General features: G+C 67.4%; 15 protein-coding genes. 9 read left to right on the top strand and 6 right to left on the bottom strand.

The window, feature by feature from the left end; translation table 11 throughout:
• Positions 1 to 4 precede the first annotated feature (4 nt).
• The 4 genes from AB4061_RS18410 to AB4061_RS18425 are packed head-to-tail and all read right to left on the bottom strand — an operon-like array spanning position 5 to position 3402.
• Complete coding sequence (locus AB4061_RS18410; protein ID WP_441636228.1) at positions 5 to 646, bottom strand: N-carbamoylsarcosine amidohydrolase; 642 nt, start codon at positions 644 to 646, stop codon at positions 5 to 7.
• A complete protein-coding gene (locus AB4061_RS18415; protein ID WP_441636230.1) occupies positions 639 to 1739 on the bottom strand; it encodes a 2,5-dihydroxypyridine 5,6-dioxygenase in 1101 nt (366 codons plus the stop codon). The genes AB4061_RS18410 and AB4061_RS18415 overlap by 8 nt, the downstream gene beginning before the upstream one ends.
• A gap of 39 nt (positions 1740 to 1778) precedes the next feature.
• Positions 1779 to 2621, bottom strand: a complete 843-nt coding sequence (locus AB4061_RS18420; RefSeq protein ID WP_441636232.1) for an alpha/beta fold hydrolase — start codon at positions 2619 to 2621, stop codon at positions 1779 to 1781.
• A 28-nt stretch (positions 2622 to 2649) separates the two neighbouring features.
• A complete protein-coding gene (locus tag AB4061_RS18425; RefSeq protein ID WP_441636234.1) occupies positions 2650 to 3402 on the bottom strand; it encodes a maleate cis-trans isomerase family protein in 753 nt (250 codons plus the stop codon).
• Positions 3403 to 3783: 381 nt separating this feature from the next.
• Here AB4061_RS18425 and AB4061_RS18430 point away from each other — a divergent pair, with 381 nt between their 5' ends.
• The 3 genes from AB4061_RS18430 to AB4061_RS18440 all read left to right on the top strand — a co-directional run bounded on the left by AB4061_RS18430 (position 3784) and on the right by AB4061_RS18440 (position 8580).
• A complete protein-coding gene (locus AB4061_RS18430) occupies positions 3784 to 4938 on the top strand; it encodes an FAD-dependent monooxygenase (RefSeq protein WP_441636235.1) in 1155 nt (384 codons plus the stop codon).
• A gap of 82 nt (positions 4939 to 5020) precedes the next feature.
• A complete protein-coding gene (locus AB4061_RS18435) occupies positions 5021 to 5527 on the top strand; it encodes a (2Fe-2S)-binding protein (RefSeq protein ID WP_441636237.1) in 507 nt (168 codons plus the stop codon).
• Positions 5524 to 8580: a c-type cytochrome gene (locus AB4061_RS18440; protein ID WP_441636239.1), complete on the top strand. Its 3057-nt coding sequence runs from the start codon at positions 5524 to 5526 to the stop codon at positions 8578 to 8580. Before AB4061_RS18435 ends, AB4061_RS18440 begins: the two co-directional genes overlap by 4 nt.
• A gap of 186 nt (positions 8581 to 8766) precedes the next feature.
• Here AB4061_RS18440 and AB4061_RS18445 read toward each other — a convergent pair whose 3' ends face one another.
• Positions 8767 to 8997 (bottom strand): hypothetical protein, encoded by a 231-nt coding sequence (locus AB4061_RS18445; RefSeq protein ID WP_441636241.1) that lies wholly within the window; start codon positions 8995 to 8997, stop codon positions 8767 to 8769.
• Here AB4061_RS18445 and AB4061_RS18450 point away from each other — a divergent pair.
• From AB4061_RS18450 to AB4061_RS18460, 3 genes are all read left to right on the top strand, one after another.
• Positions 8996 to 10306 carry an MFS transporter gene (locus AB4061_RS18450; protein WP_441636243.1) on the top strand — a complete coding sequence of 437 codons (1311 nt, stop codon included), beginning with the start codon at positions 8996 to 8998 and terminating at the stop codon, positions 10304 to 10306. The two genes, AB4061_RS18445 and AB4061_RS18450, sit on opposite strands and share 2 nt — an antisense overlap.
• A gap of 341 nt (positions 10307 to 10647) precedes the next feature.
• Positions 10648 to 11490: a nucleotidyl transferase AbiEii/AbiGii toxin family protein gene (locus tag AB4061_RS18455; RefSeq protein WP_441636245.1), complete on the top strand. Its 843-nt coding sequence runs from the start codon at positions 10648 to 10650 to the stop codon at positions 11488 to 11490.
• A gap of 63 nt (positions 11491 to 11553) precedes the next feature.
• Positions 11554 to 12225 carry an IclR family transcriptional regulator gene (locus AB4061_RS18460; RefSeq protein WP_441636247.1) on the top strand — a complete coding sequence of 224 codons (672 nt, stop codon included), beginning with the start codon at positions 11554 to 11556 and terminating at the stop codon, positions 12223 to 12225.
• Here AB4061_RS18460 and AB4061_RS18465 read toward each other — a convergent pair.
• A complete protein-coding gene (locus AB4061_RS18465; RefSeq protein ID WP_441636249.1) occupies positions 12222 to 15053 on the bottom strand; it encodes a hypothetical protein in 2832 nt (943 codons plus the stop codon). The two genes, AB4061_RS18460 and AB4061_RS18465, sit on opposite strands and share 4 nt — an antisense overlap.
• Before the next feature lie 201 nt (positions 15054 to 15254).
• Here AB4061_RS18465 and AB4061_RS18470 point away from each other — a divergent pair, with 201 nt between their 5' ends.
• From AB4061_RS18470 to AB4061_RS18480, 3 genes are all read left to right on the top strand, one after another.
• Positions 15255 to 15629 (top strand): aminotransferase class V-fold PLP-dependent enzyme, encoded by a 375-nt coding sequence (locus tag AB4061_RS18470; RefSeq protein ID WP_441636251.1) that lies wholly within the window; start codon positions 15255 to 15257, stop codon positions 15627 to 15629.
• 34 nt (positions 15630 to 15663) lie between these two features.
• Positions 15664 to 16419, top strand: a complete 756-nt coding sequence (pepE, locus tag AB4061_RS18475) for a dipeptidase PepE (RefSeq protein WP_441636253.1) — start codon at positions 15664 to 15666, stop codon at positions 16417 to 16419.
• Between the two features lie 113 nt (positions 16420 to 16532).
• Positions 16533 to 17636, top strand: coding sequence for a porin (locus AB4061_RS18480; RefSeq protein WP_441636255.1), 1104 nt, complete (start codon positions 16533 to 16535; stop codon positions 17634 to 17636).
• Positions 17637 to 17894 lie beyond the last annotated feature (258 nt).

Consider the following 17894-nt stretch of genomic DNA (forward strand, 5'->3'; position numbering starts at 1 on the left):
TCCCTTAAGCCGTGGCCGTGGCCGTGGCCCGCGCCAGCATCGCGAGCGCTTCGTCGCGCGGCATCACGGTGGCGTTCTTCTGCGCCATGTCGAACAGGTTGGCATCGTGCGGCCCGATGGCGCGGTCGCCCACGCAATCGGACAGCACCAGCGGGCGGAAGCCGTACGACATGGCATCGACCACGCTGGCGCGCACGCAGCCGCTGGTCACGCAGCCTGCCACCAGCAGCGTCTGCACGCCGCGCTGATTCAGCCACGCGGCCAGCGAGGTGCCGAAAAAGGCAGATGGCACGGTCTTGCGCACCACCAGTTCACCCGGGCGCGGCGCCAGCTGCGCGACGATGGCGCTGTTATGGCTGTCTTCCTTCAGGCCCAGCAGGCCGGGCACTTTCAGCGTGAAGATATTCTCATCGCTGTCGTCGTCGGCAAACACGATGCGGCTGTGCGCCACCGGCCAGCCCTGCTCGCGCGCCGTGGCCAGCAGGGGCACGGTGTTGGCGATGGCCTGGGGGATATTGCCGCCACCAAAGACGGCCGGGTCGGCGAAGCCGTTGACGAAGTCGATGATCAGCAGGCCGTAGGGTGCCTTGGGTTCCAGCGCGGCGCCGAAACCCTGGCGCTGGTAGGTCTTCACTTCGTCATGCATGGATGGCTCCCTTGGCGTCTCGTTGCTGCCTTTGCTGCTCTTGCTGCTCTTGCTGGTACTCGTGATCCAGCACCTTTCCTTGTTCGACCACCGCCTCGCCGTCCAGCCGCACCGTGCAGTGGCGCACGGGAATATCGATATGGCAGGCCGTGGCGCGGCTGCCGCCGGCTTCGTTGTTCGGGCCGAAGGAGCACAGGAAGTTGCCCTCGAACGCGCGCGCATCCATGCCGATGGTGGCCTCGCGGTCATACATGGCGAGCGTGGACCAGCGCGCGCGCGGCTGCAGGCCCCAGCCGATATGCGACATGGCGTAGGCCTCGGGGTCGTTGAACGAGGCCATGTAGTCGCTCAGCAGCTCGGCATCCAGGCCGCCTTCGATGCTGGTGACGTAGCCCTTGCTGACCGTGATGTCGATCGGCTCCTGCACATAGGACTTCATCGGCAGCAGGATGTCGCCGCGATCGAGCACGATGCGCCCGTTGGTACCGCCCTCGTCCGGCCAGGTCAGCACGAAGCCGCTTGGCCAGTGGTCCCAGCGGCCCGGCTCATCGACGAAGCCATACTCGCTGATGGCGGGAAACTCGCCCAGCGCGCAGCGCAGGTCGGTGCCGGCATCGGACGTGATGTGCATCTCCCGCGCGCGCGCCAGCCGCGCCGTGGCGGCTTTCACCCGGGTGCGGTCCCCTTCGGTGGGCACCAGCCGCACCAGCACCTCGGGCGGCTCCACCGCCAGCAGGATCTTGGTGCCGCCGGAAAGGATCTCGTGCTGCTCGGGCGAGAACAGCAGCGTCATCAGGTCCAGCACCAGGTCGCTGGCCTTGAGCGCGGCGATGGCGGCCGGGTTGCCCGTGAGCGGCGTGGTGCCGAGATACGCCAGCGCGTCTCGGCTCAGCGCCTTGTCCGCGTTGACCGGCGGCAGGTCCAGGCGGTTGACGATGGCACCCATCGCGGCGGCCGCCAGCTGCGCGGTGCGCAGCGTTTGCGCATGGGTGGCGGCGCCGGTCAGCACCGTGACGGTCTGTCCCGGCTGCAGCCGGGACAGCGTGAGCACCTGGCGCCAGGCCTGGGTCAGGTCGTGATCGCTTACTGGCATGTTCTCTCCTTTTCGGGTGAAGCAGGCGGATCAGCCGGGTCAGGCCGCAGCCTGGTCCTGCAGCAGCGGCGCACCGAGGAAATCGCCGAAGGCGCGGTAGAAACCCGCCTCGTCGTCCCACGGGATCATGTGGCCGGCATCCGGCACGCGCGCAACCTGCACGGCAGGCAGCAAACCGCGAATCTCCTCGATGTCTTCGGCGCAGATCACGTCGCCGCGGCCGGCCACGATCAGCAGCGTGGGAACCCGTACCGACGGCATGTCGGCATGCACGTCATCGCGGTGGAAATCCTCGAAGCTCGTCACGATGGCGCGCTCGTCACAGGTGTGCAGCCACTCGGCGCGCAGGCGCAGTTGCTCATCCGTCCACGTGGGGCAGAAGCGGCGCATGCCCTCGGCGTCGATACCGTGCCGCGCCAGCCGGATCGAATCCACATACCAGGGCAGTTGCGACGGATAGGCGCGCCGTCCCGGGCCCGACACGGGCGGGTCCACCATCACCAGCCGGGTCAGCCCGGCGGGATTGCCGCGCGCGGCGCGAACGCCGATACGCGCGCCCATCGAATGGCCGACGATGGCATAGCGCGCCAGGCCGAGCGCCTGCGCAAAGGCGGCCACATCCGCCGCCTGCGCGTCCAGGCCGTAGTCCAGCGCATCGCCGGCCTCGGACAGGCCGCGTCCACGCACATCCAGGATGTAAGTATCGAAGTGCTTGCCGAACTGCTCGCCGACAAAGCCCCAGGTGACCGCCGGGCTGGTGATGCCGGGCACGATCACCACGGCATCGCGCTGCGCGCGCGCGCCGGTACTGCCGCCGTAGCGCAGGTAGTGCTGGCGGATGCCATTGGCGAACACATTGCCGCCGTGGAGAAACTCGCTCATTGCTGGGCTCCCTTTACCGAAGGCGTGATCAATAGGCACCCGACAGCAGCGCACCGGCGCCGGGCACGACCGGCTCCAGGTCGAGCTGCTTGAGGATGRCGTAGGTGGTGGCAATGGCGGCCGTGATCACCGGCTTGCCGGTCATGGCTTCCACCTTGGCCACCGCCGGCAGCGACGGCATCTGCACGCAGGCGGACAGCACGATGGCATCCACATCCTTGGTGTTCATCTGCGCGACGATGCCAGGCAGCCTGGCCGGGTCATGGCGGCCGACTTCGAGGTTGTCGGGGATTTCCAGCGCGCGCCAGTCCACCACCTCGTAGCCTTCGTTGCGGATGTAGTCCACCACCAGCTCGGTCAGCGGCTTCATGTACGGCGCGACCACGGCGATGCGCTTGGCGCCGATCACCTTGAGCGCATCGATCAGCGCGCCGGCGCTGGTGATCACGGGCGCGTCAGCGCCGTTGGCTGCGGTATGGGCCTGCAGGCGCTGTTCCGAAACGCGATGGTAGCCGTGGCCCATGGCCATGATGGCCACCAGGCAGGCGTAGCCCAGCACGTCGACGCGAGCGTCGCTCAGCTCCAGCGCGCAGCGGTCGGACTCGGCATCCATCGCGGCCAGCTCCTCCTTGACCACCTTCTTCATGCGCATGCGGCTGGAATGGAAGGTGAAGCGTTCGGGGCGCACCTGCTGGCGCAACGTCAGCATCGCCGGGATCTCGGTTTCCATGGTGGTGTTCGAGCTCGGCACGATCTGGCCGATACGGAAAATTTTCTGCACTGTCGACTCCGTCATCTGTCTGTTCTGTCCACCCGCCCTGGCGCCCGCCTTAGCGGAGAAGCGCCCTGCACGGCCGGACCGGAGCCTTCAGCGGTCTCCGTGTCCTGCGAACGATTGTAGTGTACACACGCTATTTGCACAACAAGACGTTCGACCGGGCATGACGCACGATTTCAGTGCCTGCTTCATGAATCAACCTCTCATATGGTGCTTGTTTTCACGGTTTATGGGCATTGAATCGAGGCAGTCACTTTGGCATCAGGGTTTTCCATAGGAATGGCATGTCATTTCTTTACAAGCAAATTTCTAGTGTGTACACTCGATTTACCGATTGGCCAGACGGCCACTTCAGACCCACATCACACCGCCAGGAGAAATATCGTGCAAGGCAAACCACGGATCGCAGTGATCGGCGCCGGACTGGGGGGGACGGTTGCGGCCGCCCTGCTGCAGCGCGCCGGGTTCCAAGTCAGGCTGTATGAGCAGGCTCCGGCGTTCTCGCGCCTGGGCGCCGGCATCCACGTCGGGCCGAATGTGATGAAGATCATGCGCCGGCTGGGCCTCGAGGATGCGCTCAATGACATGGGCTGCCACCCGGACTTCTGGTACAGCCGCGACTGGCAAAGCGGCGAAGTGATCGCCCAGATCCCGCTGGGGCGTTACGCGCTGTCGCACTACGGCGCCAGCTACCTGACCGTGCACCGTGGGGATTTCCACGCCCTGCTGACCGAGGCGGTGGCGCCCGGCACGCTGCTGTTCGACAAGAAGCTGGCCAGCGTGGAAGACCTGGGCCACGTGGTGCGCCTGAGCTTTGCCGACGGCACGGTGGACGAAGCCGACATCGTGATCGGCGCGGACGGCGTGAACTCCCGCATCCGCGAGACCCTGCTGGGCGCCGAGCCGCCCAAGTACACCGGCTACGTGGCGCACCGCGCCGTGTTCCCGATCGCGCGTGTCAAGGGCTTCACCCATGACCGCTGCACCAAGTGGTGGTCCGACGATCGCCATATGATGGTGTACTTCGACACCAGCAAGCTTGACGAGATCTACTACGTCACCGGTGTGCCCGAGCCCACCTGGGACATGACCAAGAGCTGGCTGCCCAGCAGCATCGAGGAAATGCGCGCCGCGTTCGACGGCTGGCACGAAGGCGTGCAATCGCTGATTGAAGGCACCGTGGAAGTGACCAAGTGGCCGCTGCTGGAGCGCGATCCGCTGCCGGTGTGGAGCCGCGGCCGCCTGGTGCTGCTGGGGGACGCCTGCCACCCGATGAAGCCGCATATGGCGCAGGGCGCGGCCATGGCCATCGAAGACGCGGCCATGCTGACCCGCTGCCTGCAACAAACCGGGCTGTCGGACTTCAGCGCCGCGTTCTCGCTGTACGAAGCCAACCGTGCCGAGCGTGCCGGCAAGGTGCAACGGGTCTCGCACAACAACACGTGGCTGCGCACCAACGAGAACCCGGACTGGTGCTTCGGTTACGATGTGTTCAACGAGCCGCTGGTGGAAGCCGGGCGCGTGGCCGCCGCAGCCTGAGCCACGCCCCAGCCAGACCGCCGGGTGCCCCCCGGGCCCCGGCCCCGAGCGAGTGATGTTCTAAAAACGCCCCCAGCCCCCGATGAACACGCCCCGCCCCCTGTGCCTCCGGGTCAACCGGACCACGTACCAACTCGATGCCGAGGTCGATCCCGACACGCCGCTGCTCTACATCTTGCGCAACGACCTCGCCTGCAACGGGCCAAAGTACGGCTGCGGGCTGGGCCAGTGCGGCGCATGCGCGGTGCTGGTGGACGGGGTGGCGGCGCGCTCCTGCGTGATTCCCGTGAAAGCGGTGGCGCAACGCGCCATCACCACGCTTGACGGGCTGGCCACCGGCGGGCAGCCCGACCCGGTGCAGCAAGCCTTTATCGATGAGCAGGCCGCGCAGTGCGGCTATTGCCTGAACGGCATGATCATGACCGCCAAGGCACTCCTCGCGGAAAACCCCGACCCCGACGAAGCGCAGATCCGCGAGGCGCTGCGTTTCAACCTTTGCCGCTGCGGCACGCACGTGGAGATCCTGCGCGCGGTGCAGCGCGCTGCCGTGCTGCTGCGCCAGGCCGCCGGCCAGGATGGCGCGGCATGAGCGGGCGCGACGACCTCGTCATGGCGCAGGCCGGCCCCGGCGCATGGCAGCCGCCGCCCGAGCGGGAGTGGCTGGCAGGGCACGTTATCCGCCCGCCCGTGCTGGCATGGCAAACAGGCACGCTGCGCAGCGCCCGCCTGATCGACTGCGATGAGACGGCCGCGCGCGCCCTGCCTGGCGTTGCCACGGTATTGCGCCGTGGCGACTTTCTCGGCATTGCAGCCGATGCCGCGCCACAGGCGCTGCAAGCCGCCAACGCGCTGCGCGCCCGCTGGCAGGCACCGCCGCAAGCGGCAGCGTCGCGCATGCCGCTTACCCGTTCACTTGCCCGCTCACTTACCCGCCGTATCGTTGCGCAACACGGCGACGCCGAGCAGGCCATGGCGGATGCCGCTGGCCGCAGCGCGCAGGACTATCAATGGCCACTCGCCGGCCTGCAAGCCGCCGGCTGCACCGCGATTGCGGACTGGCGCGACAGCGCCCTGCGCGTGTGGCTGCCCAGCCGCCGCCCCGGCGCGTTGCGGGCCGAACTCGCCGCCCTGCTCGGCATCGGCGAAGACCGCATTACCTTGATCTGCTGGCAGGCTCCGGGCAACGACGAAGATCCCCTGTACGCCCACCACGCCGCCGCCGATGCCGCCCTGCTGGCGCATTCGGCAGGGCGTGTGGTACGCGTGCGCGTGGAGGCCCATGAACTTGGCGCCATGCAGGCCGTGGTCAACACCCATATCGAAAGCGCCTGGACGCGCGATGGCGAAATCGCCGCCTACGCCGTCAACAGCGCCGTGGACGCGCGCGGCAGCGCGGCGGTCATGCACGCGCCGCCGTTGGCTCTGTGGCTAACGCACACGCCAGCGCCGGTCTGCGAGATCGAGCCGGACGCATCCGCCCTGCACGGCGCAGGCGACGCGGGCGACGATGCCATCCTGCCACCCTACCGCTTTGACAGCCTGAGCGTCGCGCAGGCCGACCTGCCAGGACAGCCCCGCACGCCGAGCACGCCGGCGCAGGCAGCGCGCGCCCACGTGTTCGCGCATGAGTCGCACCTGGACGAGGTGGCCGCCGCAAGCGCGCAGGATCCCGTGGCCTTGCGGCTGCGCCATCTCGACGACGCGCGCGGCGCTGGCCTCGTGCGCCGGGTCGCGGCGCAGGCCGGCTGGCAGCCACGCGGCGAACGCGCGCAAGTGCTACAGAACGTACGGCGCGGACGCGGCTTCGCGTACGCCAGCACCATCGAAGCCGGGCTGGCCGATGGCGGCCAGCCCGTGCACAGCTGGTCGGCCTGGGTAGCGGAAGTCGAAGTGGATGCCACCACCGGCGAGGTCAGCGTCACCGGCGTCACGCTAGGACACGACAGCGATGCGGGCGAACAAGGCGGCGCCAATGCGGTGGCCTTGCAGCACGAAGCCGCGCGCGCTGCACAGCAACTCACCGTCGACGGCGGCCGCTTCGATAGCTGGCCCGCCGCCAACCTGCCCGCGGTACGCGATGCCAGCGTGCCGGCGCTTGCCGGCGCGCAACTGCCGGAAGTGCCTGAAGTGCGCATTGCCGGCGCGCTGAGCCCCGCCAGCGCCACGCTCGGCACGAGCGCGGCCGCCACCCTGCCCGCCGCGCCGGCCGTGGCCAACGCCATCTTCGACGCCACCGGCGTGCGCCTGCGCGAGCCGCCCTTCAGCGGCGAACGCATCCGGCTTGCGCTGGCCGCGCAGGCCAATCCCGATGACACGCCCAAGCGCGGCGCCGCCCGCAAGCGCAACTGGCTGCTGGCCGGCGCCACCGCCGCGGCCGGCTTGTTCGCCACGGCAATGCCATGGCGTGCGCCCATTGCGCCCGTAGCCCCGCCCGAAGCCGGCTTCTACTCGGCCGCCACCATCGAGCGCGGCCGGCTGGTAGCGGCGGCCGGGGATTGCGCGGTCTGCCACACGGCGCCCAACGGCGCGCGCAATGCGGGCGGGCAGGCGCTGGACACGCCGTTCGGCACCATCTACAGCACCAACATCACACCCGATGTCGAGACCGGCATCGGCAACTGGTCCTACGCGGCGTTCGAGCGCGCCATGCGCCAGGGCATTCATCGCGATGGCCGGCATCTCTACCCGGCGTTCCCCTACACCGCCTTTGCCAAGACCAGCGATGGCGATCTGCAGGCGCTCTACGCTTACCTGATGGCCGCCGAGCCGGTGCGCGCCAAGGCGCCCGAGACCGCGCTGGCCTTCCCCTACAACCTGCGCCCGCTGATGGCCGGGTGGAACCTGCTGTTCCACAGCCCCAAGCCCTTCGAGGCCAATCCGGCCCGCTCGGCGCAGTGGAACCGCGGCGCGTACCTCGCCGAAGGCCTGGGCCACTGCAGCGCCTGCCATTCGCCGCGCAACGCGCTGGGCGCCGAACAAGGCGGCCGGCGCTATCTTGGCGGCGGCGAGGCCGAAGGCTGGGAAGCGCCCGCGCTAGGCAAGCTGTCGCACGCGCCGGTGCCGTGGACGGAGCAATCGCTGTTTTCCTACCTGCGCACCGGCTACGCCCCGCATCATGGCGCGGCGGCCGGGCCGATGGCACCGGTGATCGAAGAACTGGCGCTGCTGCCCGAGGATGATGTGCGTGCCATCGCGCACTATGTGGCATCGTTCGGCGACGCGCAGCCCGATGCGGCGGCGGCCAGCGCACAGGCGCAGCAGCTCGAGCAACGCAGCGCCGAAGCCGCGCGCACGCTTGGCGGACCCGCCGCGCGCCTGTACCAGAATGCCTGCGCGGTCTGCCACCAGGGTGACCAGGGCATCAGGCAATTCGGCATCAAGCCGTCGCTCGCGCTCAATACCAACCTGCACGGCGACAAGCCGGACAACCTGATCCGCGTGCTGCTGGATGGCATTCCCACGCCGGGGACAAGCGATCTGGGCTATATGCCAGCCTTTGGCGAGAGCCTGGACGACCATCAGCTGACGCAACTGGTGCACTACCTGCGCAAGCGCTTCGCCCCCGACAAGCCCGCCTGGGACAACGTGGACGATACGCTCGCGCGGCTGCGCGCGGCTCCCGCTCACCAACCCACTCATTAATCAGGCACTGAACAATACCAGGCCGGCCTGAAGCCATCAGTCCGCCATTTTTCCCGGCAAGCCACCTTGCCGCCGCCCCCTGCCGCGCGCACCCAATGCATACGCCGCGCGGCACGGGGAAAACCCCGAGGAGAAAACCACCACCACGCTCTTGCTAGCTTGTTTTATGTAGCTTACGCTGAACGATCATGTAGCAGGCACTACATGAGTGCCGGATGAAGGAAAGCGGTGCCGCCCCTGCACAAGGACGGCGCGCAACACCCCGGCCAGCCCGCCGGAAACCATAAAAAACAGCCCATCCATCACTGAACAGGCCTGGCCCGCTGCTTGCATAGCAAACAGCACAAGCCAGCCGAGCGCAGCGGTGGAAAAGACACACACACGGTAGACAACGGTAAACAGTAAAGGAGTGAACATGTCGTATCAGTATCAAGACGGCGCGGCGGGCGTACTACCCGCGGCGGCCGAGCCAGACATCTACCGCAAGGTGACCTGGCGCCTGATTCCGTTCTTCTGCGCCTGCTATCTCGCCGCCTATCTCGACCGCATCAACGTCGGGCTGGCCAAGCTGCAGATGCTGGACGACCTGCACTTCAGCGAGACGATCTACGGGCTGGGCGCGGGCCTGTTCTTCGTGGGCTACATCCTGTTCGAGGTACCCAGCAACCTGGTGCTGCAAAAGGTGGGCGCGCGCCTCTGGATCGCCCGCATCATGGTGACGTGGGGCTTGCTGTCGGGGGCGACCATGTTCGTCACCACGCCAACGCAGTTCTACGTGCTGCGCTTCCTGCTGGGCGCGGCCGAGGCCGGCTTCCTGCCCGGCGTGCTGCTGTACCTGACCTACTGGTTTCCCACCCACAAGCGCAGCAAGATCATCGCGCTGTTCATGATGGGCCTGCCGCTTGCCAGCATGATCGGCAGCCCGCTGTCCGGCTGGATCATGACCGCTTTCGCCGGCATGCACGGCTGGGCCGGCTGGCAGTGGCTGTTCTTCCTGGAGGCCATCCCCTCGGTGCTGCTGGGCGTGATGGTGTTCATCTACCTGCCCAACGGCATCAAGGACGCCAAGTGGCTGCAGGCGGACGAAAAGCGCACGTTGCAGCGCAACCTGGATACGGACGTGCTGGTGGAAAACAACCACTCGCTCATGGCCGCCTTCGCCGATCGCCGCGTGTGGATGCTGGGCCTGATCGACATGTGCCTGCTGATGGGCACTTACTCCATCGGCTTCTGGATGCCCACCATCATCCGCGACTCCGGCGTGGCCAGCCCGCTGCACATCGGCCTGCTCACCGCCATCCCGCACGCCGCGGCGGTGATCGGGATGCTGCTCAACGGCGCCCACTCCGACAAGACGCGCGAGCGCCGCTGGCACATTGTGCTGCCCACCCTGGCAGGCGCGGCCGGCCTGGTCGGCAGCACCTTCGTCACCGGCTCCACCTCCGCCACCTTGGTAATGCTGACAGTGGCCAACGTGGGCATCGTGGCGACCTTCCCGGTGTTCTGGTGCCTGCCATCTACCTTCCTGAGCGGCACCGCGGCCGCCGCCGGCATTGCGCTGGCCTGCTCCATCGCCAACCTGGGCGGCTTCGCGGCCACCTACCTGCTGGGCTGGCTGAAGGACACATTCCACAGCCCGAGCGCTGGCCTGATCCTGTTTGCAGGCTGCCTGGTGGCGAGCTGCTTCCTGGTGCTGGCGATGCCGGCCAAGGTGGTCAACCGGTAGTGTTTGGCCTGGCCGTCCGGCTCCGTGCGATGCGGGCACAGCCGGGTTAAGCGCGAAAGCAAGGGGCTCCCGAGGAATCGGGAGTTTTTTATGGATTTTTGCGCACTTTTTCACCGAATTCGCTCGGCAGGCCTGCTGAACAACTTACCGCCCGCGGTAGCGGAAAAAGACATCCACATCACCGATGCGCTGATTGCACTCGCCAAAATCCGGATCGTGCACATCGCACATCGGCAAGAGCGCAGGAAGGGAGATACGCGCCCGGCTCGGGTAGCACTGAAGAGCCAGCTTGTCTTTGCCGGCGGCACCTGCCTGTCGAAAGCCCACGGCTCATCGAACGGATGTCGGAAGACATCGACATCGAGGTTCTGCTGGAAGACGCTCCGGATGGCTATGCGCTGCCGAAAGGTCATTCGACGCGCAAGCGCCTGGGCGACATCCCGACCGAACTGGAGGAGCGCCTGACCCGGGTTGGCTTCGTCTTTACGAAAATCGAAGACAAGAACAACCCGTTCTCCAACGACAACCGTCGCTACTACAGGCTTGCGGTTGAGTATGGTCCGCAATTCAAGGATGTCTCCGGCGTCTTGCGTCCAGAGTTGAAAGTCGAACTCATCCATCGTCCGCCCAAGCTCCCGGTCGAAGCGCTCGATATGGGCTACCTGCTGGATCGTTTCATTCCCCGCGACACGCCGGTTCGTTTCCAGATGCTTGCGATCTCGATCGCGGAGACCCTCGCGGAGAAGGTGCTTTCGCTCTTGCGACGCTGCGCCTGGAAGTGGGATGGGCACCAGCGTGGCGACTCCGACCCGGCGCTGGTTCGCCACGTCTATGACGTCTGGCGTATCCACGCGGCACGGCCAGACGCAATCGAGCCGGCTCGTGCTGTCTTTGCCGCGCTCGTGGCAAAAGACGTTGAAGAGTTCAAGGGCCAACATCACGGGTTCGATACCAAGCCCTACGCCGTCCTGAGCAACGCGCTGGATCGCGCCCGTAGCGACGAAGGCCTGCGCCGAGATTTCTCGCAGCGCCTGCTCCCTCTTCTGTTCGCAAAAGAGAAGCCAGTTTTCGAGACCTGCTTTGCGTCTTTCGCCGCAATCGCAGAGCACTTCCTGACAACGGCAAGTACGACGAGGTCCGGCTGGCGCCCCCCGCCACCGTGCCTTCTCGACAACAAAGATTGAGCCGCGCGCCGCTTATCCGTACCATGCCGCCGATGCAAAGCAGGATCAAGGCAGGATAACGGTATGACTCTCAAGACTCTCGACGGCGCGCTGGCCTTGCTGACCTACTTCACGGTGCGCCAGCCCACCTGGGGCGTGCGCGAGCTGGCCAAGCACAGCGGGGTGCATCACGCGGTAGTGCACCGCGTGCTGGCCACCTTTGCCGCCAACGGTTTCCTGCTGCAGGACGCGGCCAGCGGCAAGTATTCGCTGGGGCTGCGGCTGTTCGAGCTGGGCCAGGTGGTGCGCAAGACGTTCTCGCCCGCCGAGGTGGTGCAGCCCGTGCTGGAAAAGCTGGCCGCGCAAAGCGGCGAGACTGTCTTCCTGTCGTGGCTGGACGGCCATGAGGGGCTATGCGTCGGCATGGTCCAGAGCCAGCATCAGTTGCGCTTCTCTATCGAGCTTGGACAGCGCTTTGCGCTGCACGCGGGCGCGCACGCCAAGGCCATCCTGGCCTTCCAGGACGACGCCTTCCGGGCCCGTGTGCTGGAGAACGCCAGGCAGCGCGGCGAGGCCGCCGCCAGCGTGGCGGGCCTGGCCCTGCCGCTGTGGTCGCGCGACCAGGCCGAGGTAGTTGGCTCGCTGGCCATTGCGGGCCCGCAGCAACGCCTGAATGAGGAATCGGTCCCGCGCATGCTGGAAGCCCTGCGCGAAGCCAGCCGCCGGCTGGAAGAGGTGGTGGGTTTCGGGCGCTAGCGCGCCCACAAGGCGCGCGCCACCGCATCGCCGCCGGGGCCGCCGCCGAACACAAGCTGACCGATGGAGAACCCCAGCTCGCGGTAGCTCTCCCACTGCGCTTCATTGAAGAACTGCTCGATCGTGGGTTCCTGCGGAAATACCGGATGGCCGGCGCGGTACTGCTGCACATCAACCGGCGCCGAGGCAATCGGGCAGGGCTTGAGCAGCACGATGCGCGATACGGGACGGCGCGTGGCGGCGGGCTCAAGCGCGCGGTACACGTTCAACAGCAGCGCGCACTTGTTGGCCGCCGCCCGGTTCTGGCGTGCCGCCGGCAGAAAATCCTCCGGCGTGCCGAACACGCTGCCCAGCACGGCATCGCCGGCGGCCGCGGCATCGACCACGATCTCCAGCCCCATGTCGATACGAGCCAGCCGGATCAGGTTGGCCAGGTCGCCGAACTGGTAGTCCGGGTCCGCTCCGCAATCGCACAGCACGACCAGCCCCACCCCGCGCTCGGGCCGCAGCAGCTCATACACGGCGGTGTTCTCGAAATGCCCGCCGTCCGACAGGTATTGCCAGCCGCGCCGCGTGCCGTGAAAGCGCGCGCTCAGTTCGCAGGCCAGGTAGTACTGCGTGCGCAACAGCGTGATAAACCCGCCCAGCCAGGGCGACCCTGGCAGGTCCGCTTGCACGCGGTTGCGGTCTGCGCCGCCGGCGCGCGGCGCGCTGCCGGCATCCAGCGGGTACGACGGCCACCAGGTGCCCAGGCGCAGGTTGGCCAACCCTAGCAGCAGCGATGTGCCCAGCGTGGTGGAGCGGCCCAGCCCGGTCGAGACCACCGCGCCCGAGGTCGCGATCCAGTCGCCCAGCGTGCGCGATTGCGAGAGCTCGCTGCCGCCCGCCTTGTGCGTTTCCGGGAAATAGCGCTGCCCGTCCACGGTGAAGCACACGAAGGAATCCTCGGGCATGGAGCGCGAGGCCGTCGCCGGCAGCACGAAGGGTCCTGGCGCCACGCATAGCGGCTTGCCCTTGCGGTCGCGCTGCACCAGCTGCTCGGCGGAATCCACGGTGAGGTTGAGCGTGACATTGATCAGGTGCAGCGGCGCCAGCATGACGGGATCGTAGTAGGTGTTCAGGCTGAGCGCGTCACCGTCCGCTGGCTCTGCCACGCTCAGCCTGGCGCGCTGGCTGCCGTGCTGCTGCGCGGGCGCCGCGCCACTGCCGGGCATGAAGCGCTTGCCGTTGGAGGCGCCAAGGTAGGCGCGGGTCAGGCGGGCCGAGTAAAACGGCTGCAGCGTCGACAGGTTCAGGAAGCCGGCGAAACGCCCCGCGATCATGGTCAGCCCGAGCGCCAGCACGATCAGCGTGCACAGCACCGGCGTGGTGTAGGCGTTGCCGAAGGTGAACCAGTCGAGCGGCTCGCCGCCATTCCAGCGCACCCACAGCACCAGCCACGACCACAGCACGAAGACCAGCAGCGCCACCACGGCGGCAGCAATGCCCGCCAGCAGCGACGCCGGCAGGCGCGCGCGCCACATGCGGCCCTTGCCATTACCGGCATTACCGCCCTTGCCGTCGACCAGCGCCGCGCCATAGCGGATCAGCCAGACCAGCCCACCCAGCGTCGCCGCCAGCCCGAGCGTGCGCCAGGGCTGATGGGAGGCCTGCGTGTAGAGATAGAAGGTGCGCGCCACGGTGTCCGCCACGCCCAGCGCCGCGAGCCACAGCGCAATGCCGATGGCCTGGCTCAGCAGGCGCGTGGCCCGCACCCGGTAGTCCTGCACGGTAGCCGGCGGCATCCGGCACAACACAAAGCAGCAAGCCACGCCTGACAGCGTCAGCACCGCCATCGCCAGCAACAGGCACGACAGCACCAGCCCCGGACCGAGGTGGTGCAGGACCGCGGCCATGACCAGCATCGCCACGCCGGCCAGCGCGGCCAGGCGCGTGGCGAGGCTGTCAAAGCGCAAGGCCGCCTTGCCATCGCCGCCGCGCGGATAGACCAGCCAGTACGCCACGCCTGGCGGCACGGCAAACAGCAGAAGCGCCGCCAGCGGCAGCCACAGCAACTCGCTCCACCAGATCGCCAGGCCGCCCTCATTGAACACCTGGCGGGCATCGTGCAGCAGGTCCATCTCGTGCCGGCCCAGGTCGAGCCAGGTGCCGATGGCGAGATGGCGCAGCAACGCCAGCACCGCCAGCAGCAACAGCAGCGCGCTGCCGATCACGTACTGCATGGCGAACCAGTTGCGCACCACCAGCGAGGCCGCGTAGAGCGAATCGCCGGCGCCGGTCGGCGTCAGGTAACGGCCGTTCTCGCGCAGCCACGCCATCGCGGCGCGCCCCGGGTCGGGGCCGTAGGATGCCGACGAGCGGATGCGCTCCGGCGGCTCATGCTGCAGCGTGCGGTAGGCGAGTGCCGCGGCCTCCGGCGGCGTGGTGCCCGGCTTCAACCGGCCCGGCACAAACAGGCTGCAGAAGAAAGCACCGATGTAGCCGCCGCCGCTGACGGTGGACAGGTAATCGAACTGGCCAAGCAAGGAGGTGGTGGCTGGCGCGGGGGCAGGGTTGATGGCATCCGGTCCGTCGCCTTCCTGGATGGCATCCGACGGCGCCTCCTTGGCAACTGCATGCAGCGCGGGACCGGCCACCGGTGGTGCAGGCGCCTTGGCCAGTGCCTGCATCACGCCCAGGCAGAACGTCGCGCTGCGGATCCCGCCGCCCGAGAGTGCCAGCGCCCAGTTGCTGTCGCCATCGCGCACGCGCCGGGCAATGCCGAGCTGCCGGCGCCGGCGCGCAATGCGGGCCAGTTCGTCATCCGAAGGCTGCTCGTGGACTGGCATGCGGGGCCCCTTCCTTTGCACATTCCCGCCCAAGTATAGGCGGCGTCATGGTGTGGCGAAGCACACATGCGTGCGCCGTTGCGCGGCGGCGTTCGGTGTTTACCCTGATTGTTCGATGCCACGGCCAAGCCTGGCATTTTACAAATGCAGCGACACCGTCTCTTATATAGAGACACAAAAACGGCAAGACGCAAAGATCGCATGCTCAAGACCCTCAACGGCACCCTAGGCCTGCCGACGCATTTCAGCGTGCGCCAGCCGAGCTGGGGCGTGCTGGATCTCACCGCCTACGCCGTGCAGAAGCTCTGCGCCGTCGCTGGCCTCGAACTCTACGGCCCATCCGATGCCGCCGACCGCATCGGCATCGTGCCCTTCAATGTGCGCGGCGTGAACCCGGCGAGAATCGTAGCCGCGCTGGAGCAGCAGCAGTGCATCATCGAAGCCGGCAACTTCATGGCCGATGCCATCCTGGCGCGCTACGGCGTGTCCACCATGGCGCGCGTCTCGCTGCATTACTTCAATACCCATGAGGAAATCGACCGCGTGGCCGAGCTGATCGCCGCCGCCGTGGCCTGAACCTGACATCACGACTGAACTACCGGAACCCGACATGAACCAACGCATCTTGCTGATGAGCAGCTCCCGCAAGGACAACCTCGGCTACCTCGAACACGCTGACGCGCAGATCCATGCCCTGCTCAAGCACGAGCCGCGCAAGGTCCTGTTCATCCCCTTCGCCGGCGTGACCTTCAGCTTCGATGCCTATGAAGGCATGGTCAAGCCGATGTTCGAGCGCCTGGGCTACGCGCTGGCGTCCGTCCACCACAGTGCCGACCCGCGCCGCGCGGTGGACGAGGCCGAAGCCATCGCGGTTGGCGGCGGCAACACGTTCGCGCTGCTCAAGCGCCTGTACGACGCCAATCTCGTCGACGCGATCCGCGCCAAGGTGCAGGCCGGCACGCCGTACGTGGGCTGGAGCGCCGGCAGCAACGTGGCCAGCCCGACCATCCGCACCACCAACGACATGCCCATCGTGCAGCCGCCCTCGCTGCGCGCGCTGCGCCTGGTGCCGTTCCAGATCAACCCGCACTTCATCAGCGGCAAGCCCGCCGGCCATAACGGCGAAAGCCGCGAGGAGCGCCTGGCGGAGTTCCTGCACATCAATGCGCCGGAGCAGGTCTTCGCGCTGCCGGAAGGCTCCGCGCTGCTCTCCGACGGCAGCAACGGCACCGTGCTGGGCGAACGCCACGCGCTGCACTTCACTGCCGAGGGACAGGTACAGACGCTGCGCGAGGGCGAGACCTTCCCCCTGTCACGTATCACCGGGCCGGCCGGCATGGACGGCTGGCAAGACTTCCGGGCCTGATTTCCGGATCTGAACCCCGGCGCCTCCCGGCGCTGAACCACCCACGCCACACCCCGACGCAGGGCGAAAGACCCCTGCGCGGGCCCCCCATTGCCCTTGGAGGAGGAAACACCATGACTAACAAGCACCGGCTTGGCGCACTCGCATTGAGCCTGCCCGCCGCCGCAATGGCGCAGAGCGGCGTCACGCTGTACGGCGTGATCGACACCGCGCTCACCTACCAGACCCATTCGGACCCCAACGGCAGCGCGCTGGCTGGCCTGCAACAGGGTGGCGAGGGCTTTCTGTACGGCAGCCGCTTCGGCCTGAAGGGCAGCGAAGACCTGGGCGGCGATCTGTCGGCGGGCTTCGTGCTCGAAAACGGCCTGCTGGCGGACACCGGCAAGCTCGACCAGCAGGGCCAGCTCTTCGGGCGCCAGGCCTATGTGAGGATCGGCAGCAAGCGCTACGGCGAGGTGGCGCTGGGCCGGCAATACACCACGGCCAACACCATGCTGTACCACGTGGACCCGCTCGGCGTGGGCGCCGCGCCGTCCAATGCGTGGATGGTCTTCCTGACCGGCCAGCGCTATGACAATGCGATCAGCTACACCGGCAACTACGGCCCGGTGGCGCTGATTGCCGAGTACGCGCTGGGCGAGACCGCGGGCAAAGGCGCCGCGATGTCGTCGGTCTCGCTGGGCGTGAAGTACGCCTCGGGCCCGCTCGTGGCCGTGGGCGACTTCCAGCAGACCCGCGACAGCATGAGCCGCGCCGCGCGCATCTACCTGGCCGGGCTGAAAGCCTCGGCGGGCCGCGCGAGCCTGTTCGCCAACTATATCTACAGCGACCGCGACGCTGGCTTCGACTCGTCCAAGGGCGGCACCGATACCGCCACCATCACCAGCATGTCGACCGCCGCCACGGCCACTAACCGCGCCGCGTTCAACTCGGTGTTTGGCAGCAGCCGGCGCGACGACTTCTTCACCGTGGGTGCCAACTACACGGTCACCCCCGCCGTCACGCTGACCGCAAGCGTGATGCACGACCGCACCCGCGCCGACGCCTTCAGCAAGCGCACCGACGTGTATCTGGCACTGGCGTACGACTGGGTACATGGCGACTGGTCCGGCCTGTTCGGCAACGCAACGACCAACTGGACCGGCGACAGCGGCAAGAAGCTGGACGGCCGCAACAACCAGACGACGGTGATGCTGGGCATGCGCCATTTGTTTTGAAGGTACGGCAGGTCAATGCGGATTGGCATGACGGCGGCATATCGGTCGCCCGCCCTCTCCCCCATCCCCTCTCCCGCAAGCGCGGGAGAGGGGAGCCAACCAGCGGCAAGATCAACCAACTGTGGCAGCCGTGTTTCCCGCCCGAGGGGCGGGAAACACCCCAGCGCGATGCGAAGCGAGCCGTCAAGGTTTACCTATGCCGTATGGGGCGCCTCGGGCTTCGACGAAAAGAGCGGAAAAGAGGGACCCATGTCTGAG

The organism is Cupriavidus sp. YAF13, from assembly GCF_052113425.1.
Classification (GTDB): Bacteria; Pseudomonadota; Gammaproteobacteria; order Burkholderiales; family Burkholderiaceae; genus Cupriavidus.

Excerpts from the sequence above, each read along its gene's own strand:
- AB4061_RS18410 (WP_441636228.1), bottom strand. The coding sequence starts at position 646 with ATGCATGACGAAGTGAAGACCTACCAGCGCCAGGGTTTCGGCGCCGCG.
- AB4061_RS18415 (WP_441636230.1), bottom strand. The coding sequence starts at position 1,739 with ATGCCAGTAAGCGATCACGACCTGACCCAGGCCTGGCGCCAGGTGCTC.
- AB4061_RS18420 (WP_441636232.1), bottom strand. The coding sequence starts at position 2,621 with ATGAGCGAGTTTCTCCACGGCGGCAATGTGTTCGCCAATGGCATCCGC.
- AB4061_RS18435 (WP_441636237.1), top strand. The coding sequence starts at position 5,021 with ATGAACACGCCCCGCCCCCTGTGCCTCCGGGTCAACCGGACCACGTAC.
- AB4061_RS18440 (WP_441636239.1), top strand. The coding sequence starts at position 5,524 with ATGAGCGGGCGCGACGACCTCGTCATGGCGCAGGCCGGCCCCGGCGCA.
- AB4061_RS18450 (WP_441636243.1), top strand. The coding sequence starts at position 8,996 with ATGTCGTATCAGTATCAAGACGGCGCGGCGGGCGTACTACCCGCGGCG.
- AB4061_RS18445 (WP_441636241.1), bottom strand. The coding sequence starts at position 8,997 with ATGTTCACTCCTTTACTGTTTACCGTTGTCTACCGTGTGTGTGTCTTT.
- AB4061_RS18455 (WP_441636245.1), top strand. The coding sequence starts at position 10,648 with ATGTCGGAAGACATCGACATCGAGGTTCTGCTGGAAGACGCTCCGGAT.
- AB4061_RS18460 (WP_441636247.1), top strand. The coding sequence starts at position 11,554 with ATGACTCTCAAGACTCTCGACGGCGCGCTGGCCTTGCTGACCTACTTC.
- AB4061_RS18465 (WP_441636249.1), bottom strand. The coding sequence starts at position 15,053 with ATGCCAGTCCACGAGCAGCCTTCGGATGACGAACTGGCCCGCATTGCG.
- AB4061_RS18470 (WP_441636251.1), top strand. The coding sequence starts at position 15,255 with ATGCTCAAGACCCTCAACGGCACCCTAGGCCTGCCGACGCATTTCAGC.
- pepE (WP_441636253.1), top strand. The coding sequence starts at position 15,664 with ATGAACCAACGCATCTTGCTGATGAGCAGCTCCCGCAAGGACAACCTC.
- AB4061_RS18480 (WP_441636255.1), top strand. The coding sequence starts at position 16,533 with ATGACTAACAAGCACCGGCTTGGCGCACTCGCATTGAGCCTGCCCGCC.